Here is a 22,702-nt window from a genome sequence, read left to right as displayed (position 1 = left end):
TTACAGAAGATGGCTGCTGTAACAACTCGTGCACCAAGGGGGAATCCCATGCAAGGATCACGTTGGCCGGCGCTCGCGGCGCTGTGCATTGGGCAGTTGATGGTCATCCTCGACGGGACGATCGTCAGTGTGGCACTGCCGTCCATCCAGACCGACCTCGGTTTCTCGGCCTCCGGCCTCGCCTGGGTGGTCAACGCCTATCTGGTCCCGTTCGGCGGACTCCTGCTGCTGGCAGGGCGGTTGGGGGATCTGGCCGGGCGCAAGCGGGTCTTCGTGACGGGGCTGGCCCTGTTCACGGCCGCCTCGCTGCTGTGCGGGGTGTCGGTGAACGGTGCCATGCTGCTCGGCGCGCGCTTCCTCCAGGGGGCGGGAGGCGCGGTGACCTCCGCGGTCACGCTGGGCATGGTGGTCACGCTCTTCCCCGGGCCGAAGGAGCGGGCGAAGGCCATCGGGATCTACAGCTTCGTCCAGTCCGCGGGCGGTTCGCTGGGGCTCCTGGCGGGCGGGGTGCTCACCCAGACCGTCAACTGGCACTGGATCTTCTTCGTCAATGTCCCGATCGGGATCGCGGCCGTGCTGCTCGCCGGGCGTGTGCTCCCCGCCGAGCGGGGCGCCGGGTCCGGCCGGGGCGTCGACGCGGCGGGGGCACTGCTGGTCACCTCCGCGCTGATGCTGGGGGTCTACGCGATCGTCGGGACGGCGGACCACGGCTGGGGCTCGCCCCGCACGCTCTCGGTCGGCGCCGCCGCACTCGCCCTGCTGGTCGCGTTCGTCGTCCGCCAGGCGAAGGCGGCCGAGCCGCTGCTTCCCTTGCGCGTATTCCGTTCGCGCGACGCGGCGGGGGCGATGGCCGTCCAAGCGCTCATGGTGGCGGGGATGTTCAGCTTCCAGTTCCTGTGCGTGCTGTATCTGCAGAAGGTGCTCGGCCTGGACCAGGCCCGCACCGGGCTCGGTGTCTTCCCGGTGTCGCTGGCGATCGGGGCCCTCTCGCTCGGCCTCTCGCCCCGGCTCATCGCCCGTTTCGGCCCGCGCCGGGTGCTGCTGCCCGGGCTCGCGCTGATCGTGACGGGGCTGGCCCTGCTGGGCCGCGTCCCGGCGGCCGGTGCCTATGTCACTGATGTCCTGCCCGCCCTGCTGCCGCTCGGCATCGGCTTCGGGCTGGCCATGCCGGCGCTGGCCACGCTCGCCATGTCCTCCGCGACCCCTGAGGACTCGGGCGTCGCCTCCGGCATGTTCAACACCATGCAGCAGATCGGCGCCGCGTTCGGCCTGGCCGTCCTGAGCACACTGGCCACGTCGCGTACGCACGCCCTGCTCGCGGACGGTACGGGCACCGCCGCGGCCCTCACCGACGGCTACCGGCTCGCCTTCCGGGTGGGTGCGGGCTTCGTCGCCGCCGCGCTCGTCCTCGCCGCGGCCGTATTGCGCCGGGGCGGCGCAGCGGCTCCGGAACCGGGACCGGGACCGGAACCGGCATCGGTCCGGCGCGACGACCCCGTCCCGTCCCGGCGTTGATCTTCGGGAGCGGCGTTGTCAGTGGTGGCGCGTACGCTCGTCGGCATGGGTTACCCGGACCTGCGCGAACTCCGCACCGCGCTCCACACCGCCTCCGACATCGCCTATGCGCTCGATGCCTCCTCCCCCGCACCGGAGGAGACCGCGCAGCTCGTCGATGCCCTGCAGCGGGCACTGACCGCGGCCCGGGCGCTGCATTCGACGCACGGTGCGACGGGGTGCAGGCTGCACCCGAAGGGCGCGGTGGATCCGCTGTACGGGGACGAGGAGGATCCGCTGCCGCCGGGGTGGGGGCGGTGCCTGCTGTGCAATGACGCGCGGCGGCGGGCGAACGCGCAGCGGCGGGGGTGGCGGTGAGTGCCGGCCGGGCCGCCGGTCAGGTTCCGGTGACCAGGTCCATATAGCGGTTCCAGTCCCAGTAGAGGCCGGGGTCGTGGTGGGTGGAGCCCGGCACCTCGACGTGCCCGATGATGCGGTCACGGGTCCTGGGGATGCCGTAGCGGTCGCAGACGGCGGCGGTCAGGGCCGCGGAGGAGCGGTAGAGGGCGTCCGTGAAGTATTCGGGACGGTCGATCCAGCCCTCGTGCTCGATGCCGATGCTCCGGGTGTTGTAGTTCCAGTTGCCCGCGTGCCAGGCGATGTCCTTCTCGCGCACGAACTGCCCGATGTAGCCGTCGGCGGAGGCGACCATGTAGTGCGCGGAAACCCTGGCCTCCGGGTCCTGGAAGATGTTCATCGCATCCGGGAACGTCTCCTGGGTCACATGGATGACCACGAATTCGATCGGATGCGACCGGGGGCGGCCGGACACCGTGTAGTTGGCACTGTCGGCCGGTATCCAGTGCGTGGGCGGATAGGCGATGGTCTCGTCCATGAGGGCTCCCGGGTCCACGACGCTGCTTAGGTCGAGGACATGACACCCGGAGTCCGGTCACCCCGCAAGCACCGGTACGGCAAAAGACCGCGAACCATAGCGCACACCGGGCCACAACCTTGATCAACAGTGCATAGAAATAAGTTACTCCGCCGAATTATTCATGGAATACAAGGCGAGTGTCCCATGTCACCTTTGATCATTGAGAGTTATCCAGGGAATTGCCCGATTGGGAACAGAAAGCCGCTTTGGCTCCCACCGGCCCGTCTGCCATAGTCGGAGCCACGACCCCCATTGACCCGGGCCAGGTCGTCAACACCGCCGTGGGACACACCCCATTTTCCCGCGGCGCTCACGAAGAGGCCCCCGGCCCGTCGGACGACGACGGATAGGGGCCTCTTCGCGTATATCCACCGCACTCAGCGGTCGACGACCCGCATCTCGAACCAGGTGGTCTTGCCGCGCGCCAGCAGATCCACGCCCCAGCGGTCCGAGAGCCGGTCGATCAGGAACAGGCCTCGCCCGTTCACATCGAGCTCGCGCACCGGCAGCAGACAGGGCAACCCCCGGGAGGGGTCGCGCACCTCGATGCGCACCCAGCCCCGGCGGCGCAGCATGCGCAGCCCGAAATAGCGTGCCCCGGTGTGCCGGACGGCGTTGCCGACGAGCTCGGAGACGAGCAGCACGGCGTACTCGGTGAGCTGCGCCGGGAGTCCCCACTGGCACTGGGCGACGGTCTGGGTCAGCCGCCGTGCCGCGAAGGCGGACTCGGGCCGCGAAGGCAGCCGCGCCTCACCGAGGTTGGGGTTGCCGCACCGCTGGAGCGCACTGAGCGCCAGCTGATCCTCGACGGCCGGGGTCCATCGCGCGGCAGCCGCGCCCACCCTGTGCCGTGGCCGATCCGTACTCTCCAGGCCCGCCATGCCCCCCATCATGGCCGCCTTACGGCCGTCACGGAGGAGAACTCCCGGATTCAACAGAGCGGAACGACGGGCTCCGAGGCTCGGGGGCGACATATGCCAGAGGCTCCGTCACTCCCGCAGCGGCCCGGCTGACCTGCGCCGACCCCCTGCGCGGGAAAGATCCCGGACAGGGGGGAACAAGATCGTCACGAGAGTGCCATCCGTCTGCGAAATTCCCCCACACGTGTCACCCTCAACAGGCGGTACGAGCAGGGCAATCAGGAGAATTTGGCCTTGCCCGGCCCGTCCTCCACGAAGCTCCGCATGCCGATCTCGCGGTCCTCGGTCGCGAACAGCCCGGCGAACCAGTTGCGTTCGATGGCGAGTCCGGTGTCGATGTCCGTCTCCAGCCCGGTGTCGATCGCCTCCTTCGCGGCGCGCAGCGCGATGGCGGGACCGGAGGCGAGCTTGGCGGCCCAGGCGTGCGCCTGCGCGTAGACCTCCCCCGCCGGGACGACGCGGTCCACGAGGCCGATGGCCAGCGCCTCTTCGGCCTTCACCTGACGGCCGGTGAAGATGAGGTCCTTGGCCTTGGAGGGGCCGACGAGCCGGGAGAGCCGCTGGGTGCCGCCCGCGCCGGGAATGAGCCCGAGCAGGATCTCGGGCTGGCCGAGCTTGGCGCTGTCGGCGGCGATCCGGAAGTCGGCGCACAGCGCGAGCTCGCAACCGCCGCCCAGCGCATAGCCGGTGACGGCGGCGACCACGGGCTTGGGGATGCGGGCGACGGCGGTGAAGGAGTCCTGGAGCGCACGGGACCGCTCGATCATGGCGGCATGGTCCATGACCCGCATCTCCTTGATGTCCGCGCCGGCCGCGAACACCTTCTCACCGCCCCACAGCACCACGGAGCGCACGTCCGCGCGACGCGTCACCTCCTCGGCCAGCTCGCGCAGCCGGTCCTGGATGGCGATGTTCAGCGCGTTCATCGGCGGACGGTCCAGACGGATGGTGCCGACGCCCTCGGCGACCTCGAGATGCACAGTCATGGGCAGCAGGTTATTACTCGTTAACGAGCAGTGGCACCGGGCACTTGAGTCACAGTGCACCGGTGCCACAGGGACACATGAAGCCGTCAGTTGCTGACGGTCCACTCCGACCACGGCAGGTTCCAGCTGTTGAGGCCGTTGTCGGGCTGGATCGTTTTGTCAGGCGAGTTCTGCACCACGACGACATCGCCTATCAGCGAGTTCTTGTAGAACCAGGACGCGGGCGTGGACGGGTCGCCGCCGCCGCGCTCGTCGAACAGGCCCACGCAGCCGTGGCTCGCGTTCTCCGAGCCGAAGACGCCTTCGCCGGACCAGTAGTTGCCGTGGATGAAGGTGCCGGAGGCGGACAGGCGCATCGCGTGCGGCACGTCCTTGATGTCGTACTCGCCCCCGAAGCCCACCGTGGAGCCGTCCATGCGCGTCACGTCGTACTTCTCGCTGATGACCATCTGGCCGTTGTACGTCGTGTGCCCGGGGCCGCCCGCGGATATCGGGATGGTCTTGAAGACCTTGCCGTCGCGCCGGACCGTCATCTCGTGCGTCTTGGTGTCGACCGTGCTCACCTGGTTGCGGCCGACGGTGAACTTCACGGTCTTGTTCTGCGTGCCGTACACGCCGTCGCGGCCCTGGACGCCGTCGAGGTCCATGCTGAGCGTCACCTTGGTGCCGGGCGCCCAGTACTTCTCGGGCCGGAAGTCGAGGCGGTCGTTGCCGAACCAGTGGCCCTTGATCGGCACGGACGGCTCGGCGGTCACCTTGACGGCCTTCTCGACGGCCTTGGGGTCGGTGATGCCGCGGCTGAAGTTGAGCGACACCGGCATGCCGACGCCCACTTCGGTGCCGTCCTCCGGCGTGAAGTAGCCGACGAAGGTGTTCTGCGGGGTGAGCGTGGTGAAGGCGGCGTGCTTGGCGGACTCGCGGCCGTCCTTGTCCTTGGCTATCGCGTCCACCGAGTACTTGGTGGACGCGGACAGGTGGCCGGACGGCTCCCAGGACGAGCCGTTGGCCGATATCTTGCCGTCGACCGGCTTGCCCTTGGCGTCGACGACCTTGACCGACGTCAGACTGCCCTTCTCCGCGGTCACCTTGAGGGCGCCGCTGGTACCAACGTCGTTGGCCCCGTCCTTCGGCGCGATCGACACCACGGCCTGCGACTCCTCGCCGCCGAGCTTGCCGCCCGCCTTCTTGCCGCTGTCGGAACCACCGCTGCACGCTGCGGTCAAGGTCAGCGCCGTCCCCAGCAGCAGTGCGGACAGCGCACGACGCCGCCCCCGGCTCCCGGACATCGGCTGCACGTTCAAATCGGTCGTCTCCCCTCGCACGGCCCGCGGCCACGCGGTGCCCCCGTCGGCGCGCCATACGCGCATGCCGCTAGATAACCATATGCATCGGACAGGCCCGGCCACGCGTGTGTCACCGTTCGGTCCCAAGTCCCCCGGCTAGCCTGCCGAACGGTCACAACCGGATCAGTTCGCACCACCGAGCGCGGACCCCGCCCGCCACGCCTGCCAGGGCATGTTCCAGCCGCCCAGACCGTTGTCCGGCGCCACCGCGCGCCCATGGGAATTGACCACCTCGACGACGTCGCCGACCAGCGACGCGTCGTAGAACCACGCCGCCGGGGTGTCCCGTCCGCCGCCCTCCACATCGCGCAGCCCGATACAGCCGTGGCTGGTGTTGCGGGTCCCGAACGCCCCCGGCGGCGCCCAATAGTTGCCGTGCAGGAACGTCCCGGAGCCCGTCAGCCGCATCGCGTGCGGTACGTCCGTGATGTCGTACTCGCCGCCGAAGCCCACCGTGTCGCCGTTCATCCGCGTCACGTCGAACTTCTCGCTGATCACCATCGTGCCGCCGTACGTGGCGGCGCCGCGGCCCCCCGCCGTGACCGGCAGCGTCCGCAGCCGGGCGCCGTCGCGCACGACGTTCATCGTGTGCGCCCCGGCGTCCACCGTGCTCATCTGACTGCGGCCCACGGTGAAGGCGACCGTCTTGGTCTGCGTCCCGTACACCCCCGGCGCGGCCCGTACGTCGCGCAGCCGCAGGTCCAGCGTGACCACGGTGCCGGGCCGCCAGTACTGACGCGGGCGGAAGTCGAGGCGGGACGAGCCGAACCAGTGCGCCGCGATCTCCACCGTCGGCTGCGCCCGCACCCGGATCGCGCGCTCGACGGCGGCCCGGTCGGCGACGGGACGGCTGAAGCCGAACGAGACGATCATCCCGGTGCCGACGGTGGAGCGGGGCGCGGGCGTGAAGTACGCGATGAAACGGTGCTCCGGCACATACGTCCTGAACTCGGTGTGCCGCGCGGCACGGTGGCCCTGCCCGTCCGTGGCCACCGCGTCCACGGTGTAGCGGGCGGCCAGGGCGAGCGGCAGCCGGGAGGGCTGCCAGCTGTGGCCGTCGGCGGAGATCCGGCCCTCGAGCGCGCGCCGGCCGCTGTCCCAGATCTCGGCCACCCGCACCCGCTCCAGCCTCCCCTCCGTCACCCGCACCTCGAAGGGGTCCGTGGCCCGTACGTTCTTCGCGCCGTCGCGCGGGGTGACCCGGATCAGCTCGGAGGCCGGACGCTCGTCGTCCGTGAGCGTCGCCTTCGGGACGCCCACGACGCACCCGCCGAGCAGGGAGAAGGCGGCCAGCACGAACAGCCCGCGCAGAGCGCGCGGCAGCGCAAATGGTGTCACAACGGTCCCAACGACACGCTTCCCCACGAGAAACGTCACGGCACTCCCTTGCTGCGCCCGATCACACGTGTGAGCCATGCGCGGAACCGGGCCGGAGTGGGAAGAAGAGGGGGCAGGGCGAAAGCGCCGGACACCCGGACCGGGAAGCCAGGTGAGCGGCGCGCAGCCGCGAACCGCCGGAGGCGAATGGTGTCCACCCCATCCGAGCAAGAGACGCAACAGGGCGTGGTGTTCAGGTCCGCGGCGGACGGCGTACCGCTCACCGCCCGTGCCAACGGCCATCACGGCACCGACGACCCCGTGGTGTGGCCCGGCGGCCCCGAGCCGCTCGGCGCCCGGTTCACGGTGGGCCCCGGCCAGGTGGCCGGCACCAACTTCGCCCTGTGGGCCGCCGGGGCGGAGGCCGTGGAGCTCTGCCTCTTCACCGAGCACACAGGCGGCCTCGTACACGAAACCCGGATCCGGCTCGAGGAGTTGACCCACGAGACCTGGCACGGCTTCGTGCCCGGCGTACTGCCCGGACAGCGCTACGGCTACCGCGTCCACGGCCGCTGGGATCCCTGGACCGGCGCCCGCTGGAACCCGGCGAAGCTGCTCCTGGACCCCTACGCACGCGCGGTCGACGGCGACTTCGCACTGCCGCCCCAGGTGTACGGCCACGTCCGCGACTGGCCGCAGCAGCACGTCGCCGACACCGTCCGCGACGAGCGGGACTCGGCGCCGTACGTCCCCAAGGGCGTCGTCGTCGCCGACGGCGACCGGGCGGGCGGCCCCCGCCCCGCCACCCCCTGGGCCGACACCGTCCTCTACGAACTCCACGTGCGCGGCTTCACCCGGCTCAATCCCCAGATACCCGAGCGGCTGCGCGGCACCTACGCCGGCCTCGCGCACCCCGCGGCCGTCGAGCACCTGGTCCGGTTAGGCGTCACCGCGGTGGAGCTGCTGCCGGTACACCAGTTCGCGCACGAGGACCATCTCCTGCGCCGCGGGCTGCGCAACTACTGGGGCTACAACTCCATAGGCTACTTCGCCCCGCACGCCGCGTACGCCGCCTCCGGCAGGCGCGGCGCACAAGTCGCCGAGTTCAAGCGGATGGTGCGCACCCTGCACACCGCGGGCATCGAGGTCGTCCTCGACGTCGTCTACAACCACACCGCCGAGGGCGGCGAGCTCGGGCCCACCCTGTCCCTGCGCGGCATCGACAACCGCCGCTGCTACCGGCTGCAGAACGACCCCCGCCGCTACGCCGACTACACCGGCTGCGGCAACACCCTGAACGTCCTCCAGCCGAACGTGCTGCGGCTGATCACCGACTCGCTGCGCTACTGGGTCACCGAGATGGGCGTCGACGGCTTCCGCTTCGACCTCGCCTCCGCCCTGGCCCGTACGGCGCACGACGTCGACACGCTCGCGCCGTTCCTCACCACCCTCGCCCAGGACCCGGTGCTCCGCGGCGTCAAGCTCATCGCCGAACCGTGGGACGTGGGACCCGGCGGCTACCACGCCGGGGGCTTCCCGCCGCCGTGGTCCGAGTGGAACGACCGCTACCGCGACGCCGTGCGCGACTTCTGGCGCGGAACCCTCCCGGACGTGAGCGACCTCGGTTACCGGCTCTCCGGTTCCAGCGACCTGTACGGCTGGGGCGGCCGGCGGCCGTACGCGTCCGTCAACTTCGTGACCGCGCACGACGGATTCACCCTGCGGGACCTCGTCAGCTACGAACGCAAGCACAACGAGGCCAACGGCGAGGGCAACCGCGACGGCAACGACGACAACCGGTCGTGGAACTGCGGCACCGAGGGCGAGACCGCCGAACCATCCGTACTCGCCCTGCGCAGGCGGCAGATGCGCAACCTGCTCACCACCCTGCTGCTGTCCACGGGCGTGCCGATGCTCGTCGCGGGCGACGAGATGGGCCGCACCCAGGGCGGCAACAACAATGCCTACTGCCAGGACAACGAGACCGGCTGGCTCGACTGGTCCCTCGTCGACACCCCCGCCTGGCGCCCGCTCACCGACCTCGTCTCCCGCTTGCTCACCCTGCGCCGCGCCCACCCCGTCCTGCGCAGCCGCTCCTTCTTCGCCGGGCTCCCGCGCGAGGGGGACGGCCCGCGCGACCTGGCGTGGTTCACCGCGGAGGGCACGGAGATGACGGAGGCCGACTGGTACGCGTCCGCCACCACGCTCGGCATGTACCTCTCCGGCCGGGACATCCGCCTGCGCGCCCCCGACGGCAGCCCCGTCACGGACGACAGCTTCCTGGTGATCCTGCACGCGGGCGCCGCCCCCGTCGACTTCGCGCTGCCGGGCCCGCCTTGGGCCGCCTCCTACGAACTGCTCGTGGACACCACGCGCGAGGACCAGCGCACGGCGCCGGGCGTGCGCCGTGCGGCGGGAACGCGCACCGTGGTGCCCGCCCGCTCCGTCCTCCTCCTCGCCGTCACTCCCCCGGAGGCCACGGCTCCGGCGGAAGTCGTACGCCCAAAAACCGAGTGAGCTTTGTCAGTGCCGGACCGTAGTCTCGGCGAGTGAGGACCGGAACCGAGGAAGAGAAGAGACCTGCCGAACGTCGCTCCGCGGTGCGCTCGCTGCTGCGCCTGTGGCCGTATGTCCGGCCCGTGCGCGGCCACTTGGCCGCCGCCACCGCCGTCGCGGTGCTCGCCTCGTCCATGAGCCTGGTCATACCGCTCGTGCTCAAGTGGATCGTGGACGGGCCGATCGCCGACCACGACCCGTCGGGGGTCTGGCTCGGCGGTCTGCTGGTGCTGCTCCTCGGCGTGCTCGAGGCCTCGCTGTTCGGCGTGCGCCGGATGCTTGTGGCGGGCCCGCTGAGCAGGGTCGAGGCCGCGATGCGGGCGGCGCTCTACCGGCATCTGCAACGGCTGCCGGTCTCCTTCCACGACCGGTGGGCCTCCGGCCAGTTGCTCTCGCGCGGCACCACCGATCTGATGCTGCTGCGGATCTTCCTGGCCTTCGGGGCGACCTTCCTGGTGGTCAACACGCTGACGATCCTCCTCGGGTTCGTCATCCTGCTGCTCCAGAAGTGGACCCTGGGACTCGTCCTGCTCGCCCCGGTCGTCCCGCTGATCATCCTGTGCCGGTACTTCGAGGAGAGCTACACCCAGGTCGCCCGCGTGGCCCAGGACCAGATCGGCGATCTGACCACGGTCGTCGAGGAGAGCGTCCTCGGCATCCGCATCATCAAGGGGTTCGGCCAACACCGCGGCCAGGAGCGCTCGTTCACCTCCCTCACCGGCCGGCTGAGACGGACCGAGCTGAAGAAGGCCGGTCTGCTGGGGATGCTCTGGGCCCTGATCACGACGCTGCCCGAGCTCGCGATCGGCACGGCCCTGGTCCTCGGCGTCATGCAGGTCGCCGACGGCGCCCTGTCGGCCGGGGCGCTGGTGGCCTTCCTGTCGACGGCGCTGGCCCTGCGCTGGCCGGTGGAGTCCATGGGCTTCATCCTCGCGATCTCCAACGAGTCGGCCACCGCCACGGACCGCTTCTTCGAGGTCCTCGACACCCCCGCCCCCGCGCCGGACACCGCTCTCACTCCGACCCCGGCGACAACGGCCCGCGTCCACGCCCGCGTCCGCGACCGCGACCGCAAGGACGGACTGCGCCTGGAAGGCGTCGAGTTCCGCTACCCCGACGCCCCGCCGGACGCCCCGCCCGTCCTGCGCGGAGTCGACCTGCACATCCGCCCCGGCGAGACCATGGCCCTCGTCGGTGCCACGGGCTGCGGCAAGACCACGCTGACCGCGCTGATCCCCCGCCTCCACGAACCGACCGCCGGCCGGATCACCCTCGACGGCCAGGAGATCACCGAGCTGCCGCGCGAGCAGCTGCGCGGGATGGTCGCCGTCGCCTTCGAGGAACCCACGCTCTTCTCCGCCACCGCCGGCGAGAACGTCCTGATGGGCGCGGAGCACGGCGGGGAGGCCGACCTCGCCCGCGCCCTGTCCGTCGCCCAGGCCGACTTCGTGCACGCGCTCCCCGAGGGCCACCGCACCCAGGTCGGTGAGCAGGGCCTCAGCCTGTCCGGCGGGCAGCGCCAGCGCCTCGCCCTGGCCCGTGCCGTGGTCGGCGCACCGCGCTTCCTCGTCCTCGACGACCCGCTCTCCGCGCTCGACGTGCACACGGAAGCGCTCGTCGAACAGGCCCTGCGCGAGGTCCTGGCGACCACCACCGCCCTCGTCGTGGCCCACCGCCCGTCCACCGTGCTCCTCGCCGACCGGGTCGCCCTCCTGTCGGGCGGCCGCATCACGGCAGTGGGCACGCACCAGGAATTGCTGCACAGTAACCGGGAGTACGCGTCGCTCATGTCCGGACAGGATCAACCCGCTTCCCGAGGGGACGACTTGCCGTGACCACAACCGTCTCCGACCAGACCGCGGCCGACGACGACAACCGCACCACCAAACCGACCGCGGCCGCCGCCACCGGCGACGCCGTCAGCCGGGACATGCTGCCCACCCCCAAGGGCGCCTCGCTCGCGCTGCTGCGCTCGCTGCTCGCCCCCGCCAAGGGGCGCGTGCGGCTGACCGTCCTCATGTTGCTGCTCCAGCAGGCATCGGTACAGGCAGGTCCCCTGCTCGTCGCGTACGCCGTCGACCGCGGCGTGCCCGCGGTCCGCCGCCACGACTACGGCCCGCTGATGGCCGCAGGGGTCGCCTACCTCATCTCGGCCCTGGCAGCGGGCCTGTTCATGGCCGCGTTCATCCGGCTGTCGGCGCGCGTCGGCCAGGACGCCCTGCGTGATCTGCGCGGCCGGATCTTCCGCCATGCGCAGACGCTCAGCGTCGACTTCCACGAGCGCTACACCTCGGGCCGGCTGATCTCCCGCGCCACCACGGACATCGAATCGCTGCGGGAGCTGCTCAACGACGGCCTCCAGGAGCTCATGGGCATCGCCGCATCGATGGTGCTGGTCTCGGCGACCCTGATATGGATGGACTGGAGCACGGGTGTGGCCGCCCTGCTCTCCTTCGCCCCGCTGTGGCTGCTGGTCCGCTGGTACGCACGCCACTCGCTGTCGATCCACCGCCGCAAGTCCACGGCGATCGCGGCGGTCATCGTCAAGTTCACCGAGACCATGAACGGCATCCGGCCCGTCCAGGCGTTCCGCCGCGAGCGCGTCAACGACGCCCACTTCGACGAGCTCAACGCCCGCCACCAGCGCACCAATCACGATGCGATGGTGTTCATGGGCCGGTATGTCATGACCTCCCGCATGCTGTGCAACATCACCCTGGCCGCGATCGTGGTCTGGGGCGCCTACCGGGTGGCCGCCGGCGATCTGGGCCTGGGTGTCCTGGCCGCGGCGGTGCTGTATCTGCGCCGGCTCTACGACCCGGTCGACCAGTTCGGCATGTTCCTCAACTCCTACCAATCCGCGGCCGCTTCGCTCGAGAAGATCGCGGGCCTGCTGGCCCAGCGCCCGTCCGTCCCGGAACCGGCCGACCCCCGGCCGCTGCCCGAGCGCTCTACGGACCGGCCGGGCCGTGAGGTCGTCTTCGAGGGCGTGAGCTTCGCCTACCGTACGGGCGGCGAGGTGCTGCCCCGCTTCGACCTCACCCTCGCCGCGGGGCAGACGGTGGCGGTCGTCGGCTCCACCGGTGCCGGCAAGTCCACGCTCGCCAAGCTCCTCGCGCGCTTCTACGACCCCACCGAGGGCCGTGTCCTTCTCGACGGGGTGAGCCTGCGCGACCTGTCCGTTCCCGACCTTCGGCGAGGTGTCGTCATGGTCACCCAGGAAGCGTTCCTCTTCTCCGGCACCGTCGCCGAGAACATCGCCATCGGCCGCCCCGACGCCACTCGCGCGGACGTCGAGCGTGCCGCCAAGGCCATCGGTGCCCACGACTTCATCACCGCCCTCCCCGAGGGCTACGACACGGACGTCCGCAAACGCGGCGGCCGTATCTCCGCGGGCCAGCGCCAGTTGGTCTCCTTCGCCCGCGCCCTGCTGGCCGACCCCGCCGTCCTGATCCTCGACGAGGCGACGTCCTCCCTCGACATCCCGGGCGAGCAGGCCGTCCAGCGCGCCATGCACACGGTGCTGCGCGGGCGTACGGCCGTCGTGATCGCCCACCGCCTCTCGACGGTCGAGATCGCCGACCGGGTCCTGGTGATGGCCGACGGCCGCGTGGTGGAGGACGGCCCGCCGTCCGAACTCATCGCCGGCACCGGCCACTTCGCGGACCTGCACCGGGCGTGGAGAGAAAGCCTGGTGTAGCAACAGAAAGGGCAAGGAGCGAATACTCTCCTTGCCACTCTCAACATATAGCGCATGGGGGGCCTTGCGGCAAGGCCCCGTCCGTACCGCACAATCACCCGCTGAAGCAAGAACGCAAGAACTGCGGAAACGCGGAAACGGGGATTTGCAATGATCGACGTGATCGTTGTCGGCGGCGGACCGACCGGCCTGATGCTGGCCGCCGAGCTGCGGCTGCACGGTGCGGACGTGGTGGTGCTGGAGAAGGATGCGGAGCCGACCACGTTCGTCCGCGCGCTCGGTCTGCACGTGCGCAGCATCGAGGTGATGGCCCAGCGCGGCCTGCTGGAGCAGTTCCTCGAGCACGGCAAGCAGTACAAGGTCGGCGGCTTCTTCGCCGGCCTCGGCAAGCAGTGGCCCGACCTGGACAGCGCGCACTCGTACGTCCTCGGCATCCCGCAGACGATCACCGAACGTCTGCTGACCGAGCACGCCACCGGGCTCGGCACCGAGTTCCGGCGCGGCTGCGAGCTGGTCGGGCTGAGCCAGGACGAGCACGGGGTGACGGCCGAGCTTGCCGACGGGACTCAGCTGCGCTCGCGCTACCTCGTCGGCTGCGACGGCGGCCGCAGCACGGTGCGCAAGCTGCTCGGCGTCGGCTTCCCCGGCGAGCCCACCAGGGTCGAGACGCTGCTGGGCGAGATGGAGCTCACCGCGTCGCAGGAGGAACTGACCACCGTCATGACCGAGGTCCGCAGGACCCAGATGCGGTTCGGCGCCATGCCTCTCGGGGACGGGGTGTACCGCGTCGTCGTGCCCGCCGAGGGGGTGGCCGAGGACCGTACGGTCCCGCCGACCCTCGAGGAGTTCAAGAAGCAGCTGCGGGCGACCTCGGGCACCGACTTCGGCGCGCACTCGTCGCGTTGGCTCTCCCGCTTCGGCGACGCCACCCGCCAGGCCGAGCGCTACCGGGTCGGCCGGGTGATGCTGGCCGGCGACGCGGCGCACATCCACCCGCCGACCGGCGGGCAGGGCCTCAACCTCGGCGTGCAGGACGCGTTCAACCTCGGCTGGAAGCTGGCCGCCGCGGTGGACGGCTGGGCGCCGGAGGGGCTGCTGGACAGCTACCACGCCGAACGGCACCCGGTGGCCACCGCCGTGCTGGACAACTCCCGCGCGCAGATGGAGCTGATGTCCACCGAGCCGGGCCCCCAGTCGGTGCGCCGGCTGATGGCGGAACTGATCGACATCGAGGAGGTGAACCGGCGCCTGATCGAGAAGATCACCGCGATCGGGATCCGCTACGACTTCGGCGAGGGCCACGAACTGCTCGGCCTGCGGATGCGGGACGTACAGCTGAAGCGCGGGCGCCTCTACGACCTGATGCACGGCGGCCGCGGACTGCTGCTCGACCAGACCGGCCGGCTCTCGGTCGCCGGGTGGGCGGACCGGGTCGACCACGTCGTCGACGTCAGCGAGGAACTGGACGCGCCCGCGGTGCTGCTGCGGCCGGACGGTCACGTGGCGTGGGCCGGCGATGACCAGCAGGGTCTGCTCGCCGCGCTGCCGAAGTGGTTCGGCGCCGCTGCCGGCTGAGCGCGCAGTTGTGGCCCACGCGGGACAGACCGGCGGCTGACGACGCAGCGCGCCGCCCGGCTCGCGCAGGTCTGCACGCCAACCGGAGCCGCCGGCAAGGCATTTCGGCGCACGTCCGTCGCTGTGGCCATTCCTCGAGCGCAGCCCGGGGGGGCCGGCCACAGCGACGGATCAGGCGGCCAGGGTGCACTGCTCGGCCGGCTCGGCGGCCCGGCCCCGGGGCAGACCGAGGGCGGCCAGCGCCGTGACGGCCGTACCCGCCGCGGCGACGAAGAGCGCCGTGCGCAGGCCGTCGACGACGGCGGCGGCCGATGCCGCGCCGGGGCGGGCCAGTGCGACCAGGACGGCCAGGCCTACGGCCCCGCCGATCTGCTGGGCGGTGGAGGCCATGCCGGAGGCGATGCCCTGCTCGTGCGGGGCGACCCCACTGGACGCGGCACCGAACATCAGGGTGTACCCCGCCCCTTGCCCCAGGCCCAGGACGAGGAAGCCGGGCACCATGGAGACGTACGAGCCGTCCGTGGCCATCGCCGACGCCACCATCGCAATGCCGACCGCACCCAGGACCAGGCTGCCGGTCAGCGCGGGGCGCACCCCGAACCGGTCGGCGGCGCGCCCGCCTGCCAGGGAGCCGGCGGTGAGGGCGAGCATCGGGACCACATAGGCCAGGCCGGTCCGCAGGGCGCTGTAGCCGAGGACGCCCTGGAAGTACACGGTGAGGAAGTACGCCAGAGTGCCGATGGTGGCCATGTAGAGGAAAGTGACGGCCATGCCTGCGCTCAGGGCGCGTCCGCGCAGCAGCCGCAGCGGCATCAGCGGGTCCTGGCCGCGCTTCTCGATGACGAGGAACGCGGCCACGAGCGCCACTCCGAGAGCCGCGCCCAGGAGGACCACCGGCGATCCCCATCCCGATTCGGGGCCCTGGACGAGAGCAAAGACGAGTCCCGTCACCCCGAGGGTCGAGGTGAGCGCTCCCGGCAGGTCGATCCTGCGGCCGGAGCGGCGGACAGGGTCCGGCGCGATCAGCCGGAAGGCGGCTCCGGCGGCGATCACAGCGAGCGGCACGTTGACGTACAACACGGCTCGCCAGCCGAACAGTTGGGTGAGCGTCCCGCCCAGGAGCGCACCGACGATCAGTCCGCTGCCTCCGGCGGCGCCCCACACCGCGTACGCGCGGTTGCGCTCGGGGCCTTCGGCGAACAGGGTGCCCACCAGGGTGAGTGTGGCAGGGAAGAGGAAGGCACCGCCGACGCCCTGGACCGCGCGGGCCGCGATCAGCAGACCGGGTGACGTGGCCAGGCCGCCCGCAAGCGACGAGACGGCGTACAGGCTCAGGCCGAGGACGAACATCCGCCGCGGCCCGTACAGATCACAGGCCCGGCCGCCCAGCAGCAAGGCGCCGCCGAAGGCGACGGCATAAGCACTGACGACCCACTGCAACTGCTGGGCGGAGAAGCCGAGTCCGCTGCCGATCTGCGGGAGCGCCACGTAAACAATGTTGTAGTCAACGGAGATGATCAGCTGGGCAAAGGCCAGCAGGGCCAGGGTCAGGCCGGCGCGGTGGCGCCGGGGTGCCTCATACCTCATCAGTGGGCCACCCGCTCGTCGGTGCCGGGCACCTTGGCCGTGCTGAGGGCAATGCGGTTCCAGGTGTTGATCGTGAAGATCAGGGCCAGGAGCCGGGCCAGTTCCTCTTCCCCGAAGTGCTCGGCAGCCAAGGCATAGACATCGTCCGGCACCCCGCCCTGTGAGACGAGCGTGACGGCTTCGGCGAGGGCGAGTGCGGCGCATTCCTTGGCCGTGAAGAACCGGCGGGCCTCCCGCCAGACGGCCACCATGTGCAGCCGCTCCTCGCTCTCGCCCGCCTTGCGGGCGTCGGAGGTGTGCATGTGCAGGCAGTACGCGCAGCCGTTGAGCTGCGAGGCACGGATCTGGACCAGTTCGACCAAGGCGGGGTCGAGGCCCTCGCGGGCGGCGGCGTCGAAGCCGATCAGGGCCTTGAACGCCTTCGGAGCGGCCTTGGCGAAGTTGACCCGGGATGCGGTGTGGGTTGCGGTGTTGTTCGTCATGACCACAACGCTATGGCTCGAAGAGACCTCGGATAGGGTGCACTTCCATGGGGGAATCATGGGTCAATTCGGCGGAGCGCATCGGCAGTGACCTGCACCTGGACCTGTCAGGTCCCGGCAGCCGCCGAGCCGCTCTCATCCACGCGCTGCGTGAAGCGGTCCGCGAAGGGCGGCTGGCTCCGGGCACCCGTCTGCCGCCGTACCGCTCGCTCGCGGCCGACCTCGGCCTGGCCCGCAACACCGTCGCCGACGCCTACGCCGAACTGGTCGCCGAGGGCTGGCTGACCGCCCGCCAGGGCTCCGGCACGCGCGTCGCCGCACGCGCCGAACCGGTCAGGCCCGTCCGCGTCCCCAAGAAGACACCGGCCCGCTCCGCCCCCGCCCACAACCTGATGCAGGGTCAGCCCGACGCCGGTTCCTTCCCCCGCACCGCCTGGCTCGCCGCCGCCCGCCGGGCCCTGACCGCCGCACCCAACGAGGCCTTCGGCCCCGGCGATCCGCAAGGACGGATCGAGCTGCGTCGCGCCCTGGCCGACTACCTCGCACGCGCCCGAGGCGTACGAACGACTCCCGAGCGGATCGTGGTGTGCTCCGGCTTCGCCCACGCCCTGCGGCTGCTGTTCGGCGACGGAGTGGTACGCGGCCCGCTGGCCGTCGAGTCGTACGGCCTCCCCTTCCACCGCTCCATCCTCGAGACCGCGGGCACCCGCACCATCCCCCTGACGCTGGACGAACACGGCGCACGCACCGACGAGTTGGCCGACCACCCGCGCGTACGGGCCGTCCTCCTCACCCCCGCCCACCAGTTCCCGACCGGCGGCCCGCTGCACCCCGCCCGCCGCACGGCCGTCGTCGACTGGGCCCGCGCCCGGGGCGGGCTGGTCCTCGAGGACGACTACGACGGGGAGTTCCGCTACGACCGCGAACCGGTCGGCGCCGTCCAGGGCCTCGACCCGGAGCGGGTCGTCTATCTCGGTTCCGTCAGCAAGAGCCTGTCCCCGGCGGTACGCCTGGGCTGGATGGTCCTGCCCGAGCACTTGGTCGACGCCGCGCTGACCGCCAAGGGCGAGCGGGAGGCCTGGGCGAGCGTCCCCGACCAGCTCACCCTCGCCGACTTCATCGCCTCGGGCCACTACGACCGTCACGTACGCCGCATGCGCCAGCACTACCGGCACCGCCGCGACCGGCTCGTCGCCGCCCTCGCCGAGCACGCCCCGCACATCGCCCCCACCGGCATCGCCGCCGGTCTGCACGCGGTCCTGCGCCTGCCGCCCGGCACCGAGGCGTCCGCCGTCAAGGCCGCCGCCTGGCAGGGCGTCGCCCTCGACGGACTCGCCGACTACCGCCACCCGGACGCGGTCATGCCCGCCGTGGACGGCCTCGTCGTCGGCTACTCCACCCCGGCCGAGCACGCCTACGGCGCGGCGCTCGGCGCACTGGTCCAGGCCTTGCCGCCCCCGCCTGACCACTAATCAAATTCCCCATACAACTTTCTCCCACCCTTATGGGTCACATGTCACGAGTTCACCAAGTGACGAACTCGTGACATGCAACAGAGGGTTGGGGAAAGCACAATGAAGCACCACCGCATATCCCGTCGTACGCAGGGCGCACTGGCCGTGGCGCTGGCGGCGGGAGTGCTCGTACCGACGATCGCCGGGGAGGGGACGGCCGTGGCCGCGACACCGAAGGTGTCCTGCACGTCGGCAAAGCCGGGGCTCGCCAACAAGCTCACCAAGGACATCACCAAGGCACTTCAGGGCAAGACCTCCACGGTCGCCATCGCCCTGCACGACAACACCACGAACACCACGTGCACCCTGCGCGGGAGCCAGCAGTTCGACTCCGCCAGCGTGGTCAAGGCGACCGTCCTGTCCACGCTCCTGTGGGACGCGGACAAGCACCACCGCAAGCTGACGTCGCGCGAGACGCGCCTCGCGACCAAGATGATCACCGAGTCGGACAACAACAGCACCACCGCCCTGTGGCGCCAGCTCGGCCGCGACAAGGTCGTGGCGTTCGTCAAGGCCGCCGGAATGCACCACACCATCCCCGGCAAGAACGGCACCTGGGGTCTCACCCAGATCACCGCGGACGACCAACTGAAGCTCCTGCGCCTGCTGACCGACAAGAACAAGGTGCTGAGCGACAGTTCGCGTGCGTACGTCCTCAAGCTCATGAACAAGGTCATCCCGTCCCAGCGTTGGGGCACCCCCGTGGGTGCCCCCAAGAACGTGACGGTCCACGTGAAGAACGGCTGGCTGCAGCGCACCGTCTCGCGCGACTGGCGCATCAACAGCATCGGTGCCTTCACCGGCCACGGCCACAACTACTCCATGGCGGTGCTCACGCAGAACAACCGCACCATGGAGACCGGCATCGCCGCCATTCAGGCCGTCGCCCGCGCAATCCACAAGGACCTCAACCCGACCGTGACCGCAGGCAGCATGCTCATCGCCCCGCCCGCCAACCCGCAGGAAGTCATGCCGCCCATGCCGCGGTCGTAACCCCGTCCGCCAGGCCCCGTCGATCCCCTCGCGCAGGGGGTCGGCGGGGCCACCGCACTCAGCCGGGCTGGTCCAAGTGGTCCAGTGCTGCTGTGATGAGGGCCCTCGCCGAGTTGCCGTAGACGGCCGAAAACCTTGGACTCCTGCCACCCTGTTACGGCGGCAAATGCCCGGCCACTTGAGATACCCGCATCTTTGCGGAACCCGCGCAGCTGGGAGCCCAACGCCTCCCGTGCCTCTTGCGCCTGCTCGGACATGGAAGGTCAGAGCTGGTACTCGGTGTGCCTGATAGCGATGGCCCAGAGCTGATCACGTAGGCGGACACACTCCGCCACGACATCCGGATCCTCATCTGGTGCCTGGGCAGCCACCGGATGTCCTCGCCCGCCTCAAGGTTCAGGCGAGTGAGCGAGTGCTCCCACCCAACGTATTGCGAGTGCGGCTCGGTCACCACACGGACCCGACGCACCGTTCTGCCCTGGCCGATGACGCGCTTCATCAACGTCGCCCATGGGCCGAGCCAGGCGTAATCATCCGGCTCGCCGCGCTGCCACCGTGCATAGGCGGTGTCCTCGGCGGGTGATCCGTAGTCGTCCCGCAGCTCCAGGTGGAAAGCATCCCGCTCGAAGCTGTTGAACAGCTCGTCGCGCTGGGCACTACTGATCAGGTCCACCGTTCTCCTTCAGCAGGGCCGCGATCGAGAACTTGGGGACAAGGAACCGTCAACCCCCGAATGCTCGGGGTGTCGTTCCCGTCACGGACGGAGCAGAGTCAAAGCGTGTCAGACGAAGGGAAGAAGACCATGACCGACAAGTCACCGTCCCGCCGCGCCCTTATGAAGACCGCAGGCGGTCTGACCGCAGCCGCCGGTGCGGCAGCACTGGGCACCTCCAACGCCAACGCAGCGCCGAAGCAGGATAGTTCCGCACCCTCCGCCCATGAGCCAAGACCGCAGTCGGCGCCTCCGAGCCCCGACGAGATCACGGCCTACCAGGACAACTGGCGATTCTGCAACCACTGCTTCGGCCTGTGGTGGAACGGCGCCCCCACCAACGGCGCCTGCCCCAGCAGGAACTCGCCTGACGGCCAGCACCATGGCAGTCACAGCTGGAACTTCATCCTCCCGGCCAACCCCTCCCAGAGCCTCCCCAACGAGAACCGCTGAAGGCACTCACAGCGTTCCGCGCAGCGCCGTGCGGACGGCCCTGATGCCACGTTGAGTTGCAGTAACGGCGCCGGAGACATCCTGGGCGTCCTCGAGCTGCCCGAGGCGGCATTCGCGGCAGTGGGTTTCACCTTCGGCCGCGGGCCGGATCATGCGGCCGCAGTCCCCGGCGCAGGCCTGGAGCCGCCGGGGCGGCGGCGCGGCGGACGCCGCGATCTGGCGGGCGGTGGGCAGGTCGGGCATCTTGCGGGTGAGGCGGTTGCGGATGAGGGCGGCGGGGCACTGGACGGGCTGGGGCAGGCCCTGGGTCAGAGCGTTGCGTACGTCGTCGAAGGTGGCGCCGCGCAGGAGCCATTCGCCCGCGAGCGGGGCGAGTTCCTGGACGTCGCGCCCGGTGAGCCGCAGCCGCCGCTCGGCGTGGGAGACGGAGGCCAGGACGTAGGCCCCGCGCTCAACCAGCGGCGCGGGCAGGCTGGTTGGCGGTGGCGGGGAGGGCTGGGAGGGCGGAAGGTGAGTGTTCTCCCCAGTCTTTTGTGGGGAACGGCCGACGGACGGACCCGTCGGTTGGCCGATCGCCGGTTTTGGGTCCGCCGGTCGGAAGCCGTCACGGATCGCGGCGGCTTCCCCTGCGTTGAGGGGCAGGTTGGAGACGAGCTGGGTGGTCGTCCAGCGGCCGTCCGCGCCCTGGCGGCGCCACTCGTGTACGTACCCCTCGTCCTTGAGCTGTTTCTTCGCCCGCTGGAAGGCCGCCTTCTTCATGTCCACGCGGCACGCGGCCTCCCACAGCGACAAACCCGAGGGGTCGGCCAGGGAGAGCACCAACAGCAGCAGACGTACGGCGTCCGAACCGAGGCCCGGATTGCGGATGATGTCGTTCGGAACCTGGGTGAAGCGACCCTCGAGGGCGCTAGCATGCTTGAGCACGGTGCGGGAGTCCTTCCGATACTCCTGGCGGTGTAGACCCTCGGAGCTGGCTTAGGACCCGGCACCGGGGGTCGCTCCGTTTCCGTACGGAGCACCGATTAGGGCGACCGTAAGCCAACCCCCCAACACCCCTGGGCCGTTGTCGCCTTGCGACCGAAGGTGACCCGAAATCGATTTGAATCGATCAACTCTCGCCGGTTACCTTCTTCGCTGTTTGTGTAAAACGGGTGCTGGACTGCGCCGTGTTCGCACACGGCGTCGCAGCCGATGGTGCAGGTGAGCATGGCGATGTTGGCCAGGTCGCGCTTTTCGATGTGGGCACCTATCAGGAAGGTGCTGGGCAGGCTGCGCCCGCAGAGGGCGCACTGTCCCGCCCCGTCTTGCAGGAGGCGCCTTTGAGCGCGGCCTGCTCGCCGCGCTGGGCGCGCTGGGCCGGGAGCGCGGCCGAAGAGATCGACGTCCCCGAGTTGTCCGCAACCGATATGCAGCGGTGGCGTTCACCCCCTTGGCGGCGCATGGTGGAGATAGCGCTCCCACCTACATGGCCGTCAGAGCCCCGACGCCGTGACGAGGCGTGACACCCAGATGGACACATCACGGGGACGAGGAACAGAAGATGCCTAATCTTTCACTGTTTTCGAACAACCTCCCAGATTTCTTCATCATCGACCAAACCGGTCTTGCCAATATCGCCAAGATCCAAACCGACGACGACCGCCGTAACGCGACATTCGAGTGGACCGGCCCAAATCTGGAATTCGGCGAAACGGGACAGCTTCGGCGAGCCATTCTTCCGATAGGCTTCTGCTTGCAAATCGACACGCTCGACAATTTCCGCATACACAGCAAGTTCTTTCAGGGGATCATAGACCCCGGCGTTGCAGAAGAGGTTCGCGAGGACTCGACTTACACCCTCGAAAGAGCGGAGATCGACCCGAACCAGGCCTCGTTCCGTTCTGTGAAATTCCCTGATCGCTTCATCCGGCACAGGGACTTTCAGCTCTTTGCCGAGCAGGTAAATACCCCTGACGAGCTCCAGTCTGCGTGCTTCAGGATTGCACCGCCACTCTCAGAGGGCCCTTAGAGGATGTCTCACGTGGTGATCTTGGCGAGTTTCTTGTAGCAGGTGAGGGCGGCCGCGAGGCCGAGGAAGGCGAGGAAGTGGGAGCCCTTGCGTTCGTACCGGACGGTGAGGCGGCGGTAGCCGAA

At 70.1% G+C, this 22,702-nt stretch carries 18 protein-coding genes and 2 pseudogenes; 10 read left to right on the top strand and 10 right to left on the bottom strand.

Features of this window, described 5'->3' with window-relative positions:
* Positions 1 to 48 precede the first annotated feature (48 nt).
* Together ACV530_RS30670 and ACV530_RS30665 are read left to right on the top strand one after the other, a co-directional pair.
* On the top strand, positions 49 to 1,515 hold the full coding sequence (locus ACV530_RS30670) for an MFS transporter (RefSeq protein ID WP_494335925.1): 1,467 nt from the start codon (positions 49 to 51) through the stop codon (positions 1,513 to 1,515).
* A gap of 45 nt (positions 1,516 to 1,560) precedes the next feature.
* Positions 1,561 to 1,872, top strand: a complete 312-nt coding sequence (locus tag ACV530_RS30665; protein ID WP_494335924.1) for a hypothetical protein — start codon at positions 1,561 to 1,563, stop codon at positions 1,870 to 1,872.
* A 19-nt stretch (positions 1,873 to 1,891) separates the two neighbouring features.
* Here the strand turns inward: ACV530_RS30665 and ACV530_RS30660 are convergent, their stop codons facing one another.
* From ACV530_RS30660 to ACV530_RS30640, 5 genes are all read right to left on the bottom strand, one after another.
* Positions 1,892 to 2,389, bottom strand: a complete 498-nt coding sequence (locus tag ACV530_RS30660; RefSeq protein WP_494335923.1) for an N-acetylmuramoyl-L-alanine amidase — start codon at positions 2,387 to 2,389, stop codon at positions 1,892 to 1,894.
* A 419-nt stretch (positions 2,390 to 2,808) separates the two neighbouring features.
* Entirely contained in the window at positions 2,809 to 3,312 is a 504-nt protein-coding gene (locus ACV530_RS30655) for an ATP-binding protein (RefSeq protein WP_494335922.1), read from the bottom strand.
* A gap of 257 nt (positions 3,313 to 3,569) precedes the next feature.
* Entirely contained in the window at positions 3,570 to 4,337 is a 768-nt protein-coding gene (locus tag ACV530_RS30650; RefSeq protein WP_494335921.1) for an enoyl-CoA hydratase/isomerase family protein, read from the bottom strand.
* Between the two features lie 86 nt (positions 4,338 to 4,423).
* Positions 4,424 to 5,623, bottom strand: coding sequence for a L,D-transpeptidase (locus ACV530_RS30645; RefSeq protein WP_494335969.1), 1,200 nt, complete (start codon positions 5,621 to 5,623; stop codon positions 4,424 to 4,426).
* 180 nt (positions 5,624 to 5,803) lie between these two features.
* Complete coding sequence (locus ACV530_RS30640) at positions 5,804 to 7,018, bottom strand: L,D-transpeptidase (protein WP_494335920.1); 1,215 nt, start codon at positions 7,016 to 7,018, stop codon at positions 5,804 to 5,806.
* A gap of 186 nt (positions 7,019 to 7,204) precedes the next feature.
* Here ACV530_RS30640 and glgX point away from each other — a divergent pair, with 186 nt between their 5' ends.
* From glgX to rox, 4 genes are all read left to right on the top strand, one after another.
* The gene (gene glgX / locus ACV530_RS30635) at positions 7,205 to 9,514 is read left to right on the top strand and encodes a glycogen debranching protein GlgX (protein WP_494335919.1); all 2,310 of its coding nucleotides are present in this window, start codon (positions 7,205 to 7,207) and stop codon (positions 9,512 to 9,514) included.
* A gap of 32 nt (positions 9,515 to 9,546) precedes the next feature.
* Positions 9,547 to 11,388 (top strand): ABC transporter ATP-binding protein, encoded by a 1,842-nt coding sequence (locus ACV530_RS30630; protein WP_494335918.1) that lies wholly within the window; start codon positions 9,547 to 9,549, stop codon positions 11,386 to 11,388.
* Complete coding sequence (locus ACV530_RS30625; RefSeq protein ID WP_494335917.1) at positions 11,385 to 13,253, top strand: ABC transporter ATP-binding protein; 1,869 nt, start codon at positions 11,385 to 11,387, stop codon at positions 13,251 to 13,253. The genes ACV530_RS30630 and ACV530_RS30625 overlap by 4 nt, the downstream gene beginning before the upstream one ends.
* Before the next feature lie 150 nt (positions 13,254 to 13,403).
* Entirely contained in the window at positions 13,404 to 14,828 is a 1,425-nt protein-coding gene (rox, locus tag ACV530_RS30620; RefSeq protein WP_494335916.1) for a rifampin monooxygenase, read from the top strand.
* 171 nt (positions 14,829 to 14,999) lie between these two features.
* Here the strand turns inward: rox and ACV530_RS30615 are convergent, their stop codons facing one another.
* Both ACV530_RS30615 and ACV530_RS30610 read right to left on the bottom strand, forming a co-directional pair.
* The gene (locus ACV530_RS30615) at positions 15,000 to 16,415 is read right to left on the bottom strand and encodes an MFS transporter (protein WP_494335915.1); all 1,416 of its coding nucleotides are present in this window, start codon (positions 16,413 to 16,415) and stop codon (positions 15,000 to 15,002) included.
* Entirely contained in the window at positions 16,415 to 16,897 is a 483-nt protein-coding gene (locus ACV530_RS30610) for a carboxymuconolactone decarboxylase family protein (protein ID WP_494335914.1), read from the bottom strand. Before ACV530_RS30610 ends, ACV530_RS30615 begins: the two co-directional genes overlap by 1 nt.
* Positions 16,898 to 16,944: 47 nt before the next feature.
* Here ACV530_RS30610 and pdxR point away from each other — a divergent pair, with 47 nt between their 5' ends.
* Positions 16,945 to 18,369 carry a MocR-like pyridoxine biosynthesis transcription factor PdxR gene (gene pdxR / locus ACV530_RS30605; RefSeq protein ID WP_494335913.1) on the top strand — a complete coding sequence of 475 codons (1,425 nt, stop codon included), beginning with the start codon at positions 16,945 to 16,947 and terminating at the stop codon, positions 18,367 to 18,369.
* A gap of 102 nt (positions 18,370 to 18,471) precedes the next feature.
* Positions 18,472 to 19,404, top strand: a complete 933-nt coding sequence (locus ACV530_RS30600; RefSeq protein WP_494335912.1) for a serine hydrolase — start codon at positions 18,472 to 18,474, stop codon at positions 19,402 to 19,404.
* 263 nt (positions 19,405 to 19,667) lie between these two features.
* On the opposite strand, the pseudogene ACV530_RS30595 reads toward ACV530_RS30600, so the two are convergent.
* Positions 19,668 to 20,077: pseudogene (locus ACV530_RS30595) on the bottom strand (DUF6879 family protein).
* A gap of 129 nt (positions 20,078 to 20,206) precedes the next feature.
* On the opposite strand from ACV530_RS30595, the gene ACV530_RS30590 reads away from it, so the two are divergent.
* Positions 20,207 to 20,569: a twin-arginine translocation signal domain-containing protein gene (locus ACV530_RS30590; protein ID WP_494335911.1), complete on the top strand. Its 363-nt coding sequence runs from the start codon at positions 20,207 to 20,209 to the stop codon at positions 20,567 to 20,569.
* A 6-nt stretch (positions 20,570 to 20,575) separates the two neighbouring features.
* Here the strand turns inward: ACV530_RS30590 and ACV530_RS30585 are convergent, their stop codons facing one another.
* Complete coding sequence (locus ACV530_RS30585; protein WP_494335910.1) at positions 20,576 to 21,493, bottom strand: hypothetical protein; 918 nt, start codon at positions 21,491 to 21,493, stop codon at positions 20,576 to 20,578.
* A gap of 616 nt (positions 21,494 to 22,109) precedes the next feature.
* On the opposite strand from ACV530_RS30585, the gene ACV530_RS30580 reads away from it, so the two are divergent.
* Positions 22,110 to 22,577 carry an AbfB domain-containing protein gene (locus tag ACV530_RS30580; protein WP_494335909.1) on the top strand — a complete coding sequence of 156 codons (468 nt, stop codon included), beginning with the start codon at positions 22,110 to 22,112 and terminating at the stop codon, positions 22,575 to 22,577.
* A gap of 8 nt (positions 22,578 to 22,585) precedes the next feature.
* Here the strand turns inward: ACV530_RS30580 and ACV530_RS30575 are convergent.
* Positions 22,586 to 22,702, bottom strand: a pseudogene (locus tag ACV530_RS30575) (IS5/IS1182 family transposase); the annotation flags it as partial.

It is taken from the genome of Streptomyces sp. SX-6 (assembly GCF_059089585.1).
Note: the sequence above shows the minus strand (reverse complement) of the source record. Positions and strands in the feature narration are given on the sequence as shown.